The organism is Nocardia sp. NPDC047038 (genome assembly GCF_040644075.1).
GTDB lineage: Bacteria > Actinomycetota > Actinomycetes > Mycobacteriales > Mycobacteriaceae > Nocardia > Nocardia sichangensis.
In genome coordinates, this window is the sequence record NZ_JBEYVQ010000026.1 from 20,236 (window position 1) to 38,743 (window position 18,508).

The 18,508-nt window shown below is 69.1% G+C and carries 14 protein-coding genes, 1 tRNA gene and 1 pseudogene; 7 read left to right on the forward strand and 9 right to left on the reverse strand.

Annotated elements, in window-relative coordinates; genetic code table 11:
- Positions 1 to 97: 97 nt before the first annotated feature.
- Complete coding sequence (gene icmF / locus ABZ824_RS37470; protein ID WP_356969391.1) at positions 98 to 3,316, reverse strand: fused isobutyryl-CoA mutase/GTPase IcmF; 3,219 nt, start codon at positions 3,314 to 3,316, stop codon at positions 98 to 100.
- A gap of 193 nt (positions 3,317 to 3,509) precedes the next feature.
- On the opposite strand from icmF, the gene ABZ824_RS37475 reads away from it, so the two are divergent.
- The 6 genes from ABZ824_RS37475 to ABZ824_RS37500 all read left to right on the forward strand — a co-directional run bounded on the left by ABZ824_RS37475 (position 3,510) and on the right by ABZ824_RS37500 (position 10,109).
- Positions 3,510 to 4,487 carry a hypothetical protein gene (locus tag ABZ824_RS37475; protein WP_356969393.1) on the forward strand — a complete coding sequence of 326 codons (978 nt, stop codon included), beginning with the start codon at positions 3,510 to 3,512 and terminating at the stop codon, positions 4,485 to 4,487.
- Between the two features lie 176 nt (positions 4,488 to 4,663).
- Positions 4,664 to 6,163, forward strand: a complete 1,500-nt coding sequence (locus ABZ824_RS37480) for a CoA-acylating methylmalonate-semialdehyde dehydrogenase (protein WP_356969395.1) — start codon at positions 4,664 to 4,666, stop codon at positions 6,161 to 6,163.
- A gap of 5 nt (positions 6,164 to 6,168) precedes the next feature.
- Positions 6,169 to 7,308 carry an acyl-CoA dehydrogenase family protein gene (locus ABZ824_RS37485; RefSeq protein ID WP_356969397.1) on the forward strand — a complete coding sequence of 380 codons (1,140 nt, stop codon included), beginning with the start codon at positions 6,169 to 6,171 and terminating at the stop codon, positions 7,306 to 7,308.
- A 70-nt stretch (positions 7,309 to 7,378) separates the two neighbouring features.
- Complete coding sequence (locus ABZ824_RS37490) at positions 7,379 to 8,443, forward strand: enoyl-CoA hydratase/isomerase family protein (protein WP_356969399.1); 1,065 nt, start codon at positions 7,379 to 7,381, stop codon at positions 8,441 to 8,443.
- The gene (mmsB, locus tag ABZ824_RS37495) at positions 8,443 to 9,339 is read left to right on the forward strand and encodes a 3-hydroxyisobutyrate dehydrogenase (RefSeq protein ID WP_356969401.1); all 897 of its coding nucleotides are present in this window, start codon (positions 8,443 to 8,445) and stop codon (positions 9,337 to 9,339) included. The genes ABZ824_RS37490 and mmsB overlap by 1 nt, the downstream gene beginning before the upstream one ends.
- Positions 9,336 to 10,109, forward strand: a complete 774-nt coding sequence (locus tag ABZ824_RS37500; RefSeq protein WP_355073647.1) for an enoyl-CoA hydratase — start codon at positions 9,336 to 9,338, stop codon at positions 10,107 to 10,109. Before mmsB ends, ABZ824_RS37500 begins: the two co-directional genes overlap by 4 nt.
- Before the next feature lie 37 nt (positions 10,110 to 10,146).
- On the opposite strand, the gene ABZ824_RS37505 is transcribed toward ABZ824_RS37500, so the two are convergent.
- Together ABZ824_RS37505 and ABZ824_RS37510 are read right to left on the reverse strand one after the other, a co-directional pair.
- Positions 10,147 to 11,178: an Hsp70 family protein gene (locus tag ABZ824_RS37505; RefSeq protein WP_355073649.1), complete on the reverse strand. Its 1,032-nt coding sequence runs from the start codon at positions 11,176 to 11,178 to the stop codon at positions 10,147 to 10,149.
- A gap of 125 nt (positions 11,179 to 11,303) precedes the next feature.
- Entirely contained in the window at positions 11,304 to 11,855 is a 552-nt protein-coding gene (locus ABZ824_RS37510) for a MarR family transcriptional regulator (RefSeq protein ID WP_356969403.1), read from the reverse strand.
- A 114-nt stretch (positions 11,856 to 11,969) separates the two neighbouring features.
- Here ABZ824_RS37510 and ABZ824_RS37515 point away from each other — a divergent pair.
- Positions 11,970 to 12,044: transfer RNA gene (locus tag ABZ824_RS37515), tRNA-Cys, on the forward strand.
- An 82-nt stretch (positions 12,045 to 12,126) separates the two neighbouring features.
- On the opposite strand, the gene ABZ824_RS37520 is transcribed toward ABZ824_RS37515, so the two are convergent.
- The 6 genes and pseudogenes from ABZ824_RS37520 to ABZ824_RS37545 all read right to left on the reverse strand — a co-directional run.
- Positions 12,127 to 13,179, reverse strand: coding sequence for an ABC transporter ATP-binding protein (locus ABZ824_RS37520; RefSeq protein WP_356969405.1), 1,053 nt, complete (start codon positions 13,177 to 13,179; stop codon positions 12,127 to 12,129).
- A complete protein-coding gene (locus ABZ824_RS37525; protein WP_356969407.1) occupies positions 13,176 to 14,729 on the reverse strand; it encodes an iron ABC transporter permease in 1,554 nt (517 codons plus the stop codon). The genes ABZ824_RS37520 and ABZ824_RS37525 overlap by 4 nt, the downstream gene beginning before the upstream one ends.
- Before the next feature lie 2 nt (positions 14,730 to 14,731).
- Positions 14,732 to 15,754, reverse strand: coding sequence for an iron ABC transporter substrate-binding protein (locus ABZ824_RS37530; protein ID WP_355073667.1), 1,023 nt, complete (start codon positions 15,752 to 15,754; stop codon positions 14,732 to 14,734).
- Positions 15,755 to 15,862: 108 nt separating this feature from the next.
- Entirely contained in the window at positions 15,863 to 17,272 is a 1,410-nt protein-coding gene (locus tag ABZ824_RS37535) for a metallophosphoesterase (protein ID WP_356969410.1), read from the reverse strand.
- 16 nt (positions 17,273 to 17,288) lie between these two features.
- Positions 17,289 to 17,699 (reverse strand): hypothetical protein, encoded by a 411-nt coding sequence (locus tag ABZ824_RS37540; protein ID WP_355073670.1) that lies wholly within the window; start codon positions 17,697 to 17,699, stop codon positions 17,289 to 17,291.
- A 533-nt stretch (positions 17,700 to 18,232) separates the two neighbouring features.
- A pseudogene (locus ABZ824_RS37545) lies at positions 18,233 to 18,508 on the reverse strand (hypothetical protein); the annotation flags it as partial.

The window sequence follows — 18,508 nt, forward strand, 5'->3', positions numbered from 1 at the left end:
CGGGCGAACCCGGTCCGCCAGCGCGAACCGGGCCACCCGGGCATCCGGCTGCTCGAAACCCGAGCGAGCGACGGGCTCAACACGGCGCGCAAAAGACTCACACGTTGCGGCGGTACTGACCTCCGACGGTGAAGAACGTGTCGGTGATCTGCTGCAACGTGCACACGCGGGCGGCGTCCATCAGCACCTCGAAAATGTTGTCGTCGGTGCGGGCGACCGCTTCGAGCCGGGCGAGTGCGGCATGGGCGGCGTCCCGGTTGCGCTGCTGGAACTCACGCACCCGGCGTAGCTGCGACTGCTTCTCCGCTTCGGTGCCGCGCGCCAGTTCCAGCTCCCGGTGCGGCTCCTCGTGGGAGTTGCGGAAGGTGTTCACCCCGATGATGGGCAGCGACCCGTCGTGCTTGCGCTGTTCGTAGCGCATCGACTCGTCCTGGATCTTGCCGCGCTGATAACCGGTCTCCATCGCGCCGAGCACGCCGCCGCGTTCGCTGATCCGCTCGAACTCGGTGAGCACCGCCTCCTCGACCAGATCGGTGAGCTCATCGATGAGGAAGCTGCCCTGTAGCGGGTTCTCGTTCATCGCGACGCCCCACTCTCGGTTGATGATCAGCTGGATGGCCAGCGCGCGCCGCACCGATTCCTCGGTCGGGGTGGTGACCGCCTCGTCGTAGGCGTTGGTGTGCAGGCTGTTGCAGTTGTCGTAGATCGCGATCAGCGCCTGCAACGTGGTGCGGATGTCGTTGAAATTCATCTCTTGCGCGTGCAGCGACCGGCCGGAGGTCTGGATGTGGTACTTCAGCTTCTGCGACCGCTCGTTGGCGCCGTAACGGTCCCGCATGGCCACGGCCCAGATGCGGCGGGCCACCCGGCCGATCACCGAATACTCCGGATCCATCCCGTTGGAGAAGAAGAAGGACAGGTTCGGCGCGAAGTCATCGATGTGCATGCCGCGCGCGAGATACGCCTCGACATAGGTGAATCCGTTCGCCAGGGTGAAGGCCAGCTGGCTGATCGGGTTCGCGCCCGCCTCGGCGATGTGGTAGCCGGAGATCGACACCGAGTAGAAATTGCGTACGCCGTTGCGCACGAACCATTCCTGGATGTCGGCCATCATGCGCAGGCTGAATTCGGTGGAGAAGATGCAGGTGTTCTGGCCTTGGTCCTCCTTGAGGATGTCGGCCTGCACCGTGCCGCGCACCGTGGCCAGCGTGCGGGCTCGCAGGTCGGCCGCTTCGGCGTCGGTCGGCGGCCGTCCCTGCTCCGCGGTGAAGCGTTCCAGCGCCTGATCGATCGCGGTGTTGAGGAAGTAGGCCAGGATGGTCGGCGCCGGACCGTTGATCGTCATCGAGACCGAGGTGGTCGGCGCGGTCAGGTCGAAACCGTCGTAGAGCACTTCCATGTCGTCGAGCGAGGCGATCGACACGCCGGAGGTGCCGACCTTGCCGTAGATATCGGGCCGCTCGGCGGGATCGTGCCCGTAGAGCGTGACCGAATCGAACGCCGTGGACAGCCTTTTCGCGTCGGAGTGCTCGCTGAGCACCTTGAACCGGCGGTTGGTGCGGAACGGATCGCCCTCACCCGCGAACATCCGGGCCGGGTCCTCGTTGTCGCGTTTGAACGGGAACACTCCGGCGGTGAAGGGGAAGCGCCCCGGCAGATGCTCGGCGCGCAGGAAACGCAGCAGCTCACCGTGATCGGTGAAGCGGGGCAGGGCGACGCGCGGAATCGAGCTGCCCGACAGGGTCTCCCGGCGCAGCGGAGTGTGTATCTCCCGGTCCCGCACCCGGACCACCTGTTCTTCTCCGCGGTAGGATTCGGCGAGGGCGGGCCACTCGGCCAGCAGTGCGGCGTTCGCGGGGGTGAGGTCGGCGCGGGCGCGTTCGGCCAGTTCGGCCACGGCGATGTCGTCCGGCAGTTCGAGCGCCACCTGCTCGAGTCGTTGCAGCCGTTGCGCGGCGACGACCTGCGCGGCGGTCTCGGCGTGGTAGTCGCGCACGGTCTCGGCGATCTCGGCCAGGTAGCGCACCCGTGCGGGCGGGATGAGCTGGGCGAACCTGGTGGACGCGCGGGTGTCCACCCGGGGCAGCGCGCCGGGCTCCAGCCGCAGGCCGTGGTTCGCGAGCAGTCCGGTCAGGTGCTGGTAGAGCGCCGTCACCCCGTCGTCGTTGAACGTCGCCGCGCTGGTGCCGAAGACCGGCATGTCCTGCGGCGCGGCGTGGAACTCCTCGCGGTTGCGGATCAGCTGCCTGGCCACGTCCCGCAGCGCGTCCGCGGCGCCGCGGCGCTCGAACTTGTTGATCGCCACCACGTCCGCGTAGTCCAGCATGTCGATCTTCTCCAGCTGGGAGGCGGCGCCGAACTCGGGCGTCATCACGTACATCGACACGTCGACGTGGTCGATCACCGCGGCGTCGCCCTGGCCGATGCCGGGCGTTTCGAGGATCACCAGGTCGTATCCCGCTGCCTTGCAGGCGGCCACGATGAGATCGATGTTGTCGGGCAGTTCGTGTCCGCCGCGGGTGGCCAGCGACCGGAAGAAGACGTGTTCGCCGTCGAGGGCGTTCATGCGGATGCGGTCGCCGAGCAGCGCGCCGCCCCCGCGCCGCCGGGTCGGGTCGACCGCGAGAATCGCGACCCGCACCTTGTCCTGCTGGTCCGAGCGCAGCCTGCGCACCAATTCGTCGGTGAGCGAGGACTTTCCGGAGCCGCCCGTCCCGGTGATGCCGAGCACCGGCACGGTTCGCGCCGACGCGGTCTCGGCCAGTTTCCGCCGGTCGGCCTCCGGCAGCGCGTCCGCTTGCAGACAGGTGATGATGCGCGCGAGGGCGGCGCGCTCGCCCGCGAGCACCGCGTCGAGCACCGGCGGCTCGGCCGCGAGGTCGACGTCGCAGGCGCGGATGAGCTGATTGATCATGCCGGGCAGGCCGAGTCGCTGTCCGTCTTCGGGAGAGAAGATGGTCACGCCGGACGCGGCCAGTCGGGCGATCTCCTCCGCCACGATCACGCCACCGCCACCGCCGAAGATCCGCACGTGCTCGGCTCCGGCTTTCCGCAGGGCGTCCGCGAGATATTCGAAGTACTCGACGTGGCCGCCCTGATAGGAGCTGACCGCGACGCCTTGGGCGTCTTCGGTGAGCACGGCGTCGACCACCTCGCTGACCGAGCGGTTGTGACCGAGATGGATCACCTCCGCCCCTTGGCTCTGCAGGATGCGGCGCATGATGTTGATCGCCGCGTCGTGCCCGTCGAACAGGGCCGCCGAGGTGACGAAGCGAACGGGATGGGTGGGCGTGTAGAGCGCGCTGCTGTCGGCCACTGGGATTCCTCCGGGGATTCCATTGTCGCCCGATACTAGGACGTCAAACTAATTCTACGGTGACTGCGATCACACCGCCAGCCGATGGCGGCGAGTCGTGCGCGCTCGGTTTCATCGAACGACGGGCCCTGCGCCGATCGGTTCGCGTGGCCGATCGTGTTGTCATGGCGGCGGACTCGGACATACTGGGCGCATGGTGAGCGACGGCAAAGCGGAAGCCGCGATCGGACGGCTGGTCGCCGACGGCGTGCTGACTCGCGACCAGGCCGACGCGGTGCTCGCGGCGCTGGCCGTCGAGCGGGCCGCGGCGACCGCGCGCGGGAAGGTGCTCGCCGAGATCGCCGCGTACGTCGGCGCCGGTCTGGTGTTCGGCGGGATCGCCCTGGTGGCGGCCTCGTCCTGGGACGCGCTCGACCGGCCGGTCCGGGTCGGCGTGCTCGCCGTCGTGGCGGCCGGCCTGCTGCTCGGCGGAGTAGTGCTCGCAGGGGCGCCGTCCGGCCGCAGGAGCGCGCTGAGCGCCCGCGACAGGTTGGCGGCCGCGCTGTTCGCGCTGGGCTCGGTCGCGCTGGCCGGATCCGTCGGCACCGCGCTCGACGCAGCCGATGCCGCTTGGGTTTTCGCATGCGCGGCGGGGGCAGTGATCGCGGTACTCGGTTATCTCGCGCTGCCCTCCGTCCTCGGCATGCTCGTCTGTGCCTGCTTCGTGCCCGCGGCCGTCGCGGGGATGTTGACCGAAGTGTTCGGTCTCGACGACACGTGGGCCTGCGTGGCGGTGTTGCTGCTCGGTGCGGGGTGGTTCGCGCTGACCAGGATCGGCGCCCTGGTCGATATCCGGGTCGGATACCTGATCGCGATCGTCACCTCCGTCGCGGCCGCGCAGAGTCTCGATATCGACGGCCGGACTTGGGCCTACGGGATCACCGCGGTGATCGCGGTGGTCTGCTTCGCGTTGTACGCGACCCAGCGCTCGGCCGTGCTCGTCATCGGGGGTGGTGTGGCCATCGCGGTGGCGGCGGGGGAGGCGGTCTCGGAATGGACCGGTGACTCGCTCGGCGCCGCGGCGGTGGTCGTGGCGATCGGCGCGATCACGCTCGCGGTGGGCGCGTTCCGGTTGGCGCGGCCACGGCGGGAAAAGGAAGCCGACCCGGCCGTTCCGGTATCGCAGGCGTAGGCCATCCGCGCGCGGTGAGGAAGAAGCCGAAAGGCTGCGGCTCCCGCGCCGGTCGTCCGTCGATACGTGGGATGAATCACATCGCGCCCTACGCCCTGCCAATACTTGGACGTCCAACTATAGGATGACCGCATACCGCTCCGCGGTGTCCCGATCGCTACGAGAACAGGACTGGCATGGTTCGCGAACTCACCCATTTCATCGGCGGACAGCATGTGCCGGGCACGTCCGGCAACTTTGGCGACGTCTTCGATCCCAACCTCGGCCGGGTGCAGGCGCGGGTGCCGCTGGCGAGCAAGTCCGAGGTCGAGGCGGCCATCGCGAACGCCGAGGCGGCGCAGCCGCAATGGGCCGCGTTCAACCCGCAGAAGCGGGCGCGTGTGCTGATGAAGTTCCTGACCCTGGTGCAGGACGAGATGGACTCGCTGGCCGCCCTGCTGTCGTCCGAGCACGGCAAGACCATCGCCGACGCGAAGGGCGACATCCAGCGCGGCCTGGAGGTCATCGAGTTCGCCACCGGCATCCCGCACCTGCTCAAAGGTGAATACACCGAGGGCGCGGGCACCGGCATCGACGTGTACTCGATGCGTCAGCCGCTCGGCGTCGTCGCGGGCATCACGCCGTTCAACTTCCCCGCCATGATCCCGCTGTGGAAGGCCGGTCCCGCGCTGGCCACCGGCAACGCGTTCGTGCTCAAACCCTCCGAGCGCGACCCCTCGGTGCCGCTGCGGCTGGCGGAGCTGTTCCTCGAGGCCGGTCTGCCCGCCGGTGTGTTCAACGTGGTCAACGGCGACAAGGAAGCCGTCGACACGCTGCTGCACGATCCGCGCATCAAGGCGGTCGGCTTCGTCGGCTCCACCCCCATCGCGCAGTACATCTACGAGACCGCGACCGCGAACGGCAAGCGCGCTCAGTGCTTCGGCGGCGCGAAGAACCACGCGATCGTCATGCCGGACGCCGACCTCGACGACGTGGCCGATCAGCTGATCGGCGCGGGCTACGGTTCCGCGGGCGAGCGCTGCATGGCCATCTCGGTGGCCGTCCCGGTCGGCGAGGAGACCGCCGACCGCCTGGTGGCCAAGCTGACCGAGCGGGTGCACAAGCTCAACGTCGGCCGCTCCGACGATCCCGGCGCCGACTACGGGCCGCTGGTCGGTCAGGACGGCGTGAACCGGGTGAACAACTACGTCCAGATCGGCATCGATGAGGGCGCCGAACTGGTGGTGGACGGCCGCGGCCTGGTCGTGGAGGGCGCCGAGAACGGCTACTTCGTCGGTGCGACGCTGTTCGACAAGGTGACCCCGGAGATGCGGATCTACCGCGAGGAGATCTTCGGCCCGGTGCTCAGCGTGGTCCGCGCCAAGGACTACGAGGAGGGGCTGCGGCTGGCCAACGAGCACGAGTACGGCAACGGCGTCGCGATCTTCACCAGGGACGGTGACACCGCCCGTGACTTCGCCGCGCGCGTGCAGGTCGGCATGGTCGGGATCAACGTGCCGATTCCGGTGCCGATCGCCTACTACACCTTCGGCGGGTGGAAGCGTTCGGGCTTCGGCGACCTGAACCAGCACGGGCCGGACTCGATCCGCTTCTACACCAAGACCAAGACGGTGACGCAGCGCTGGCCCTCCGGCCTGAAGGAGAGCAACGCGTTCGTCATCCCGACGATGGACTGACGCGAATGTTCGCACTCGACGACGACGAGAAGGCGATCCGCGACACCGCGCGCGGCTTCGCCGACGAATTCCTCGCCCCGAACGCGCTGGAATGGGACGAGCAGAAGCATTTTCCGGTAGACGTGCTGCGCAAGGCGGGCCCGCTGGGCCTCGGCGGCATCTACGTGCGCGAGGACGTGGGCGGTTCGGGCCTGCGCAGGCTCGACGCCGTGCGCATCTTCGAGCAGCTGGCCACCGGCTGCCCGGCCATCGCCGCCTACATCTCCATCCACAACATGGCGACGTGGATGATCGACCGTTACGGCGACGACGAACAGCGCCACCGCTGGCTGCCCCGGCTGACCGCGATGGAACTGCTGGCCAGCTACGCGCTCACCGAGCCGGGCGTCGGCTCCGACGCGGCGGCGTTGAGCACCAAGGCCGTGCGCGACGGTGACGACTACGTCTTCAACGGCGCCAAGCAGTTCATCTCCGGCGCGGGTGCCACGGACGTCTACGTCGTCATGGCGCGGACCAGTGACGCGGGAGCGCGCGGGATCTCGGCGTTCATCGTGCCCGCCGACACTCCCGGCATCTCCGTCGGAGCCAACGAGAAGAAGATGGGCTGGAACGCGCAGCCGACCCGTCAGGTGATCTTCTCCGATGCCAGGGTCCCCGCGGCCAACCGCCTCGGCGCGGAGGGCGACGGCTTCCGCATCGCGATGAACGGGCTCAACGGCGGCAGGCTCAACATCGCCGCGTGCTCGGTCGGCGGTGCGCAGGCGGCGCTGGACAAGACGGTGCCGTATCTCGCCGAGCGGCACGCGTTCGGCAAGCCGTTGCTGCGGAATCCGGCGCTGCAATTCGAACTCGCCGATATGCGCATCGAATTGGAGGCCGCCCGCACGCTGCTGTGGCGGGCCGCCGCGGCGCTGGACGCCGACGCGCCGGACAAGGTGGAGCTGTGCGCCATGGCGAAGCGCTTCGCCACCGACGCGGGCTTCGAGGTGGCCAACAAGGCCCTGCAACTGCACGGCGGCTACGGCTACCTGACCGAATACGGCGTGGAGAAGATCGTCCGGGATCTGCGGGTGCACCAGATCCTCGAGGGCACCAACGAAATCATGCGGGTGGTCGTCGCCCGCTCACTGGTAGGAGCGGCATGAACGGCCAGGCCTGGAAGAGGCAGCGCAGCGTGACCACGCAAAGACCCGCGCATGCCGGAAAGGACAGAGCATGAGCGAACCAGAAGTATTGCTCGAACAGCGCGACGGGCTCGGCCTGATCACGCTGAACCGGCCCAAGGCCATCAACGCGCTGAACCACTCGATGGCTCTCGCCATCACCGACGCGTTGCGCGAGTGGGCCGAGGACGACGCGGTGCGCACCGTCGTGGTCACCGGCGCGGGGGAGCGCGGCCTGTGCGCGGGCGGCGACATCGTCGCCATCCACGCCGACGCGAAAAGCGGTGCGAATACAGCAGATTCGGCCACCGGACGGTTCTGGCGCGACGAGTACGTCCTCAACGCCCTGATCGGCCGCTACCCGAAGCCGTACGTGGTGATCATGGACGGCATCGTGATGGGCGGCGGTGTCGGGCTATCGGGCCACGGCAGCCACCGCGTCGTGACCGAGCGGTCCAAGATCGGCATGCCCGAGGTGGGCATCGGGTTCGTCCCGGACGTCGGCGGCACCTACCTGCTCGCGCGGACGCCGGGCGAGATCGGCACGCACGTCGCGCTGACCACCGCCCGCATGAGCGCGGGCGACGCCATCGCCGCGGGCTTCGCGGACTACTTCGTCGCCTCCGAGCATCTGCCCGCCCTGCTGGAGACGTTGCGCACGGAGAGCGCCGACATCGCGATCGCCAAATTCGCCACGGACGCACCGGAATCCGCGCTGGCCGCAGGGCAGGACTGGATCGACGCCTGCTACGGAGCCGATTCCGTGGAGGAGATCGTCGCGCGGCTGCAAGCGCACGACGCGCCGGGCGCGCGGGCGGCGGCCACCGAGATTCTGGCGAAATCCCCGGTGGCGCTGAAGGTGACGCTGCGCTCGCTGCGGGCGGCGCGCACCGCGCCGAGTCTCGAGGCGGTGCTGAACGAGGAGTACCGGGTGTCCATCGCGTCGCTGTCGTCGCACGATCTGGTCGAGGGCATTCGTGCCCAGGTGATCGACAAGGATCGTGATCCGCGATGGTCGCCCGCGACCCTCGATGCGGTCACGGACGCGCGGGTGGACGCGTACTTCGCCGAGTTGGGCGATCGAGAGCTGGGTCTGCGGACCCCGGAGGTGGCGTGATGAGCAAGCGAATCGGTTTCCTCGGCCTCGGCCACATGGGCGCGCCGATGGCGGCCAACCTGGTGCGGGCTGGCTACGAGGTGCTCGCCTTCGACCCGGTGCCCGCGGCGCGGGAGCAGGCCGGGCGCGACGGCGCGATCGTGGTGGATGCGGCCACCGAGGCCGCCGCGGCCGAGACCGTGATCACCATGCTGCCCAACGGCGAACTCGTCCTCGACGTGTACGCCGAGCTGCTCCCGGTCGCCGCGCCGGGCACGCTGTTCATCGACTGCTCCACCATCGACGTGGCCGATGCCAAGGTCGCGGCCGAACGCGCCACCGCAGCGGGGCACCGCGCGCTGGACGCACCGGTCTCCGGTGGTGTCGGTGGCGCGGCGGCGGGCACGCTGACCTTCATGGTCGGCGGCGCCGCCGCGGACTTCGCCGACGCGCTGCCGGTGCTCGAGGTGATGGGCGGCAAGGTCGTGCACTGCGGCGGCTCCGGCGTGGGCCAGGCGGCGAAGATCTGCAACAACATGCTGCTCGGCGTGTCCATGATCGCGCTGTCGGAGTCGCTGGTGCTGGGCGAGAAGCTGGGCCTGAGCCATCAGTCCTTCTTCGACGTGGTCTCCACGGCTTCCGGCCAGAGCTGGGCGCTGACCAGCTACTGCCCGGTCCCCGGCCCGGTGCCGACGAGTCCGGCCAACAACGACTACCAGCCCGGCTTCGCGACGGCGCTGATGTCGAAGGACTTGGGCCTGGCCGCGAACGCGTTGCGCGACAACAACGTCGACGGGCAGCTCGGATTGCTCGCCGCCACGATCTACGACCGTTTCAACCAGACGGATGCCGGACGGGACTTCTCGGCTATCGTCACCGATATCCGTGACCGTTCCGACCAAGAGGGTGCCGAGTGAGCTTCGAGACGATTCTGCTGGAACGCAAGGGCCGGGTCGGCTGGATCACGCTGAACCGGCCGAAGGCGCTGAACGCGCTGAACGCGCAGGTCCTCGACGACGTCATCGCCGCGCTCGACGAGCTCGAGCACGACGACGAGATCGGGGCCATCGTGATCACCGGTTCGGAGCGCGCCTTCGCGGCGGGCGCCGACATCAAGGAGATGCAGCCCAAGTCGTACATGGACATGTTCCTGAACGACTACTTCGCCCGCTGGGACCGGCTGGCGCAGTTCCGCAAGCCCACCATCGCGGCGGTGGCGGGCTACGCGCTGGGCGGCGGTTGTGAGCTGGCCATGATCTGCGACATCCTGCTCGCGGCCGACACCGCCAAGTTCGGGCAGCCGGAGATCAAGCTGGGCGTCATCCCCGGCATCGGCGGCTCACAGCGCCTGACCCGCGCGATCGGCAAGGCCAAGGCCATGGATCTGGTGCTCACCGGCCGCAACATGGACGCGGAGGAGGCCGAGCGGGCGGGATTGGTCTCGCGTATCGTGCCCGCCGCGGAACTGCTCGACACCGCCCTCGAGGTCGCCGAGACCATCGCGGGGATGTCGCTGCCGGTCACCATGATCGCCAAGGAAGCGGTGAACCGCTCGTTCGAGACCACGCTCGCCGAGGGGCTGCGCTTCGAACGGCGAGTCTTCCACTCGCTGTTCGCGATCGAGGATCAGAAGGAAGGCATGAGCGCCTTCGTCGAGAAGCGCCCGGCGAAGTTCACCAACCGCTGACACCGGTTCCGCCCGGCCGTATCGCTCGGCCGGGCGGTTATCCGGTGGGGGGCGCGACGATCTTCGCGGGCACCTTGTTTCCTTCCGGCGGGGGCGCGTCCTCGTTCGTGGCGAGCAGTCCGGCGATGGTGGCGCCCAGCGCGATGGTGACCGCCGCCGCCGCGATGAGTTTGCGCCGGTCGACGGTGGCCGGGACCAGGGTGGCTCCGGCGCGTAGCCGCGCCATCCGGACGTCGCCGCCTCGTCGTTCCGCGGCGAGCAGCACGGCGCCGCGCGCGGAGACGAAGTCGGGTTCGGGGTCGTAGACGATCGGCAGGTCGATGTGTTCGGCCAGCTCGGCGCGAATGCTGGGACTGCGGGTGCAGCCGCCGAGCAGCACCATGGCCTCCGGTCGCACGCCGGTCTCGTCGATGATCTGCCGCACGAACGACACCGAGTGATGAATGCCCGCCGCGCACAGTTCGGCCAGGTCGCTGCGGGTGAGAACGGCCCGGTCGCCGGTGCCGTCGTCGATCGCGGTGACCACCCTCGCCTCGCTCAGTTCTTCGCGATGACGCCGGATGGTCGGCGTGTCGGTGAGCACGCCGTCGCGGGCCAGGCGCCAGCGCAACAGCGCGTCGTAGCCGTCGCCGCCGAGGACCGTGCTGCGTTTGCTGGACAGAATCGTGTCGGTGCGGCAGTCGGCGTGGGTGATGGTCAGTCCCGAGCTGCCCAGGTCGTAGAGGATCACCGTGCCGCTGTCCGGCAGTTGCCCGGTGAAGCGCAGGTAGCGCAGCTGGGCGAGCGGTTCGTCGACGATGGTCACGTCACGGCCGCCGACGCCTGCGCGGATGGCGTCGGCGTGCAGCGGACAGCGGCACGTCACCGCCGTGCCCGAGATCAGCTCGTCGCGCCGGTCGGCGGCGCCGTTCATCCGGCGGATCGCCTCGAGGACCGATTCCTCGACGCCGCCGCCCGCCCGCCGCGGCACTTCGCAGCTATCGATCGGGGGTAGGTGTGGCTGATCGGAGTGTGTCAGCATCGCGTGAGCGCCGCCAGCGCCCGCCGATACACCCAAGACCAGCACCATGATCTCCATGGTGGACCTTTTCCGTTCCGCTGCCAAGACGGCGTGCCCGGTAATTCGCCGGTTGGATGCCGGAATGTCATCCCTCGGTCGGTCGGCAGCGGTATGCGACCGACCGGTACGTCGAATTAGTCTGTGGCCGTGGCCGACCAGCGCGCCGTTCCCTCCGCGGTATCGAAGTCGCCCGCGGCATGTCGGAATTCGGCGAGCAGTTGCAGGAGGGTGTGCAGTCGTTCCGGTGGGAGTCCGGGGAGCGCGAAGACTTTCGCGTTGAGTTCCTCGGTCGCCTTGGCCACCAATTCGCGTCCGGCATCGGTGATTTCGATCAAGGTAGCGCGCCGGTCGCTGGGATGCGGTACCCGCTCGACGAGCTTCGCCGCCTCCAGTCGGTCGACGGTGTTGGTGACGCTGGTTGGGTGCACCTGCAAGCGAGCGCTGGCCTTCGCCATCGGCAGCGCGCCGGTTTTGCTGAAACTGAGCAGCCGGAGCAACTCATAGCGAGAGAAGGTCAATCCCGTGGGTTTCAGCGCCTCGTCCACCCGTGCCATCACGATTTGCTGAGCCCGAACCAGCGACGTCACCGCGGCCATGCCGTCGGCGACATCCCCCCAGCCGTGGCCGACCCACTGGCGGTGGGCTTCCTCGATCGGATCGTTCGGAAGCGGGCGTGGCCGAGACATGTTCCGATCATTCCATGCCACCACAGGAGGGCGGGGGCATCCGGGCCAGGCTTCGGATCACCGTGAGCGCAATGGTGGGCCGGGCCGTCGCCCACGGGCACTATCTAGGGCGAGGCGGGCGTGGCTGAGTGGTTTAGGCAACGGTCTGCAAAGCCGTTTACGCGGGTTCAATTCCCGCCGCTCGCTCCAAACGTCCTCGGTGCTCGGTCACGCCACTGCCGAGCACCGAGGCGCATCAGGAAGCGGCGCGTGGTCGTGACGCGAGCCCGTTTCAGGCGGCTTGGTTCGGCTCCGAATACGCCACCGCCGATCCGATCACTTCCAGGCGAACCCGCTGCCCGGTGACGGGGGCCGCGACGCTGGCCCGGCGTACGAGAATGGGCGTGCCGGAACCGTCCAGTTCGATCGTCAGGATGACGTCGGCGCCGCGGAAGTCGACGGCGCGCACTCGGCCTGCCTCCGCCTCGTTCTCCGAAGCGACATGGGCGACAAGCTGTTCCGGTCGCAGCATGATCGTCGACGGCCCGCACGCGGCATCGCGCTGCACCGGGATCCGGCCCAGCGCGCACTTGGCCACGTCGGCCTCGACCACCGCGTCCAACAGCACGCAATCGCCGAGGAACCGCGCGGTGAACAGGTCCTTCGGCGTCGCGTAGACCTCTTCCGGCGTTCCGACCTGGGTGAAGCGACCCTCCCGCATCACCGCGACCTGCTCGGCGAAACTGAGTGCTTCCTCCTGATCGTGCGTCACCAGAATGCTGGTCATGCCCGCCTCGCGCAGCGTGTCGGCCACCGCCTGCCTGGTCGTCGCGCGCAGGCCCGCGTCCAGCGCGCTGAACGGCTCGTCCAACAGCATCACCGACGGCTTGCGCGCCAGCGCGCGGGCCAGGGCTACGCGCTGCTGCTGACCGCCCGAGAGCTGATGCGGTCGCCGGTCGGCATAGGACGCGTCCAGCGACACCATCTCCAGCAGTTCGTGCACCCGCCCGCGGCTGTTGCGGCGCATGCCCGGCAACCCGTAGGCGATGTTCTGGCCGACGGTCAGATGCGGGAACAGCGCACCGTCCTGGGCGACGTAACCGATGTTGCGGCGCTGCGGCGGTACCGTTACCCGTTCACCGACAACGGTTTCCGTTCCGATCGACACCGAACCCGCATCCGGCGACTCGAATCCGGCGATCACGCGCAGCAGGGTGGTCTTGCCGCACCCGGACGACCCGACCACCGCGGTCGCGGTGTGATCCGGCACGTCGAGAGTGATCCCGCCGAGCACCCGGGTGTGGCCGAACGTCTTCGAGACATCGGCGACGACAACGCGACTCATATCCCGGCCGCCTTCCGCGAGTTGGTGAACAGCAGGTACGTCACCGGCACCGCGGCGACGATCATGATCAGGGCGTACGGCGCGGCGCCCGCGTAGTCCAATTCGCCCGACAGGCTCCAGAACCGCATCGCCAGCGTGCGGGTTCCGTTGGGCGCCAGCAGCAGCGTCGCGGTCAGCTCGGTCGCCACGGCGACGAACACCAGTGCGGCGGCGGCAGCCGCGGCCGGCGCCGCGAGACGCAGCGTGACCAGGAAGAACGTCGCGGGCCCCGATTTGCCCAGCGACCGGGACGCCTCCTCCAGGCCGACCGGCACCTGAGCGAGCCCGGCCCGCACGCTGACCAGGGCGCGGGGCAGGAACAGCAGGAGATAGGCGGCGATCACCATGCCCGCCGTCTGGTAGAGCGCGGGCGCCCACCGGATGGTCACGGTCACCATGGCCAGCGCGATCACGATGCCCGGCAGCGAACTGGTGATGTAGTTGGCGCCCTCGACCAGTCGCGCGAACGCGGAGGTGGAACGCACCGCGATCCACGCGACCGGGAACGCGCACAGGGTGGTGAGCAGTGCGGCGACCGACGCGAGTCCGATCGTCTGCCCGAGCGCGTTGCCGATATCGGTGAGATCCCACACCGCCGCGCCGCCGATGCGCAACCAGCGCCCGATGGTCCACAGCGGCACGCCCAGCGCGCCCGCCGTCACCGCGACGAGCGCGGCCAGCACCGGCAACGTGCCGACGCCCAACCGGGTTCTGGTCGCGGCGCGCGGCGCCCCGCTGCCGATCCGCGCGTAGCGCGCCCGCCCGCGCAGCCCCGCCTCGGCCCCGAGCAGCGCCAGGCAGCACAGCACCAGCACACCGGCGAGCATGCTGCCTGCCGGACCGGCGAAGCTGGACTGGTACTGCTCGAAGATGGCCGTGGTGAACGTGTCGAACCGGACCATCACGAAGGCGCCGTACTCGGCGAGCAGATGCAGCCCGATGAGCAGCCCCCCACCGAGGATCGCCAAGCGCAGCTGCGGCAGCACGATCCGCGCGAACACCGCGACCGGACCCGAGCCCAGCGCCCGCGCCGACTCCTCCACCGCGGGATCCAGGCGGCGCAGTGTGGCCGCCGCGGGGAGATAGACCAGCGGGAAGTAGGACATCGTGGAGATCACCACGCCCGCCCACAGGCCGTGCATGGTCGGAAAGACGCTCACCCAGGCATAGCTGTTGACGAACGCCGGAACCGCGAGCGGCGCCGCGAAAACCGGCCCCCACCAGGATTTCCCCGGCACGTCGGTGCGTTCGACCACCCAGGCCAGCCCGATACCGAGTGCCACGCAGATGGGCACGGTGCACACCACCAGCGCGGCCGTGTTCTCCAGCAGCTCACCGACTCTGGGCCGGAACACCAGCTCCTTCGCCTGCTCGAGGCCGGTGGAGAAGACCGTCGAAACGATGTATCCGAGCGGCACGAACGTCGCCGCCACCAGCAGCAGCGCGACGCTCGTGACCAGCGGCCCCGGCCTGCCGATCCGGGGCGCGGCGACAACGGTCCGGACTGCCACGGCTACAGCAGACCCGCTTCGGTCATCAGCTGCGTGACCTTCTTCGAGTCCAGCTTGGACGGATCGACCGCGGGGGCCTGCAGATCGGCCAGCGGCGGCAGCGCCGGGTTCGCGGCCACTCCGGCGGCGACCGGGTACTCCAGCGACGTGCCGTCGCGCAGCACCTCTTGTCCGGTCTTGCCGACGATGAACGCCAGGAACTTCTGCGCCGCCTCCTGCTTCTTGCTCGCCTTCAGCACGCCGCCGCCGGAAACGCTGACGAAGGCTCCCGGGTCCTGGTTCTTGAAGTAGTGCAGGGCGGTGTCGGCGCTGCTCTCCTTCGTGTTCGCCTGGTCGCGGTACCAGTAGTAGTGGTAGATGACGCCGCCGTCCGGGCTGCCGGAATTGACCGCCTTCATGGTGGCGACGTTGTTCGGGAACGGTGTCGCGTTCTCCTTCATGCCCTTCAGCCAGGCGCGGGTGACGTCCTCACCCTTCAGCGCCAGCAGGGCCGCCACGATGGCCTGGAAGTCGGCGCCGGAGACGCCCGCGCCCCAGCGGCCCTTCCACTGCGGTTGCGCCAGATCCAACAGCGAGGCGGGCAGCTGACCGGGCTGGACCTTGTTCTTGTTGTAGACGAACACCGTCGACCGCGCGGCGACGCCGGTCCACTTGCCGGTGGACGGGCGGAACTGCGCGGGCACCTGCTCCAGGGTCTTGGCGTCCACGTCGGCGAACAGGCCCGCGTTCTCCACCAGCGCCATGGCGGGGGAGTTCTCGGTGAGGAAGACGTCGGCGGGCGAGGCAGCGCCCTCGGCGACCAGCTGGTTGCCCAGCGCCGTGTCGCCGCCCTGGCGCAACGTCACCTTGATGCCGGTTTCCTTGGTGAACTCGTCGGCCCACTCTTTGGTGAGCGATTCGTGCTGCGCGTTGTAGACGGTGATCTCGTTCGCGTTGTCGGAGGAATTCGAGCAAGCCGTGCCGCCGATGGCCGTCATGGTGAGGACCAATCCAGCGGCAATCGTCTTCCATCTGACCGGCTTCATCCTCGTCCTTCCGACCGCGTTACCCGTGCATATGTTGAGCCTTACCTAAGGAAGATACCGCGTCCGACATGCGGGAACCCTGGCAGATCTGGGGATTTCTCGCTGACGCTACGTCAGCCCCGAAAAGTCGCGCAGTGCAATGTGATTGCGGTCCGCGCAGGTGCCGAGCGTGTAATCCGGCTGCAGTCCGAAGTACTCGCCGCGGGTGAGCGCGCTCCAGCGCCGGGCGTCCTCGGTGCGGGTCTTGTAGAAATTGACCATGTATCCGCCCTCGTAGAGGCGCAGCAGGCTGTAGCCGCCCGGGTACTCCTTGACCGCGGCGACCTCCAGGAACTCCACCGCGCACGGCGCGTCCGGCCTGGTGCGGCGATTACGGTGGGTGTGGCCGCTGTGTTGCAGGAAGACGCCGGGGCTGCGGGTGTAGAGAGCCTGCAACTCGGCGCTGTCGCGTCCGTCGAGCACGAAGCCGGGTCCGGCGAGGTTGGTCAGTCCGGACTCCGTCGTGACCGGGTGATGGCCGAATACCAGCGTCGGCCGGTCCGGATCGGCGCGCAGGCGTTCGGCGAGGTGATCGAATTGCGGGCGCTCGATGGAGCCGCCCGCGCCGTCGAGTTGGCTGGTGTCCAATCCCAGCACCCGCAGACCGCCGACCTCGTGTTCGACCATTTCCTGTCGTGCGGAGAAGACATCGGCCCAGCAGTCGCGGTGGTCGGCGGGCGCGGGCGCGCAACCGGCGTATTCGCCGCCGACGTGCGGCCGGTCGTGGTTGCCGCGCACGGCCAGGTAGTCGTGGCCGAGCGTGCCCCAGGCATCGAGGCGGGTCCGCACCGTGCGGGTGTCCTGCTCGGAGGCTTCGGCGGTCAGGTCGCCCGCGAGCAGCAGGAGTTCGGCTGCGCGGTCGGGACGACGCAAGTCGTCCAGCATCGCGGTCAGCATCACTTCGGGGTAGGGCGTGAGGCCGGGGCCCTGCCGGAAGCCGGGGGGCAGGTCGCCCGCGATCAGCCCGCTGACTTGCTCGCCGTAGTGCACGTCGTTGGACAGTGCCAGCGTGCGCAACCTGCGGCCGGGCGGCGGGACCAGGGTGGTGAACTCGCCGCGCGCTTCCGGCGCGGCCGGGTCGGCGGTGGTGAGCGAAAGCGCCGGTGTGGCGCGCAGGCCCGCGGACCAGGCTTCGAAGCGGTAGGCGCGGCCCGGCTCGAGTCCCGCTATCTCGGCGTAGTGGAAAGGGGTCGGGTGGTCGTCGGCGAAGACCTGAGCCGGTGCGCGCGGCGAGTCGGCGGGACCGATCCGCACCTGGGCGTCGGTCTCGACGGGCAGCAGCCGGCCGCTCGGGTCGGGCGCGAGCGTGGTCCAGGTGAGGATCACCGAGGTGTCGGTGATCGTCACCACTTCCAGATCCGTCGCGATGGTCGCATTCGGTTGGGCGCGAACCGGTTTCGGTTTACCGGCAAGAGGGAGCAGAGCGGCGAGGCCGAGCGCGCCGAGGACGGTCCTGCGGCTGGGGCCGCAGCAACTCATGCGTGGGTGCATGCGATCAGCGCGTGCCCTCCGGGGAGCAGACCTTCCACTTGCCGTCTTCTTTCTTCAGATGCTCGGTCGTGCTGGTTTCGGTATCGGGCTGCTCGCCCGGCACCGCGACGGTGAGTTTGCCGGTGACCTTCGCGGTCGCGGTGTCCCCGGTGACGACGATGTCGTCGATCCTATCGATGGTGACCGAAACCGAGGTGCTGTCGAATTCCTTCTTCTCGCTCTCGGTCATCGCCTCGAACGCGGCGCGTTCGCGGGCGCACGCCTGTTCGGCCGCCGCGCGGAAGCCGCGCCTGTCGAGAGTCTCGTAGAAGTCGCGGATCGCGAGCTCGATCTTCTTCTCGTCCGAGGCGAGCGGACCTTTGCCCTGCGTGGTCAAGAAGATCCCGGCGATCAGCGCGCCGGCGATCACCAGCACGACTATCACCACCAAGCCGGCGATCAGGCCGGTGTGGCTCTTTCTGGGCTGTGGTGGGTATCCGCCGGGCGCGTAGCCGGGTGGCGGATAACCGGGCCCGGGCGGTGGATAACCCGGTCCGGGTGGTGGGAACGGTTGTCCCGGACCGGGTGGTGGAAAGGGTTGTCCCGGACCGGGTGGTGGAAAGGGTTGTCCCGGACCGGGTGGTGGGAAGGGGTGCCCGGGTTCGGGCGGTGAAGGGGGTTGCCCCGGACCCGGCGGTGAAGGGGGTTGCCCCGGACCCAGCGGTGAAGGCGGTTGCCCCGGACCGGGTGGCGGGGAGGGTTGCACCGGCTCCGGCGACGGAAGGGGTTGCTCAGGTTCGGGCGGCGGGGAGCCGGGGGGCGGCTGTCGCGGCTGCGGCGGTCGGTCATCCGGCGGTTGCCCGCCCGGTGGATTAGCCATGTCGTCCTCCGGTCTGCCCCCGGTGCCTGCATCGCTACGGCAAGGGCGTGCCCGGGTGACCGGAAACCAAACCAGACCGGATCGTTCGGTCAGGTGTGGCGCGGCGAGGCGGCGCTCGGCTCCCGATCCGGTCCGGCGCTGGTGTCGTCTGCGCGCTGTGTGGGTCTCGGCGGAAGGTGGTCGGCTTCTGGTGTGGTCTGGCGCTGGTGTCGTGTTCGGGTGTGGGTGTCGGCGGGAGGGTGGTCGGCTTCTGGTGTGGTCTGGCGCTGGTGTTCGGGGTGTGTGGGTGTCGGCGGGAGGGTGGTCGGCTTCTGGTGTGGTCTGGCGCTGGTGTTGTGTTCGGGGTGTGTGGGTGTCGGCGGGAG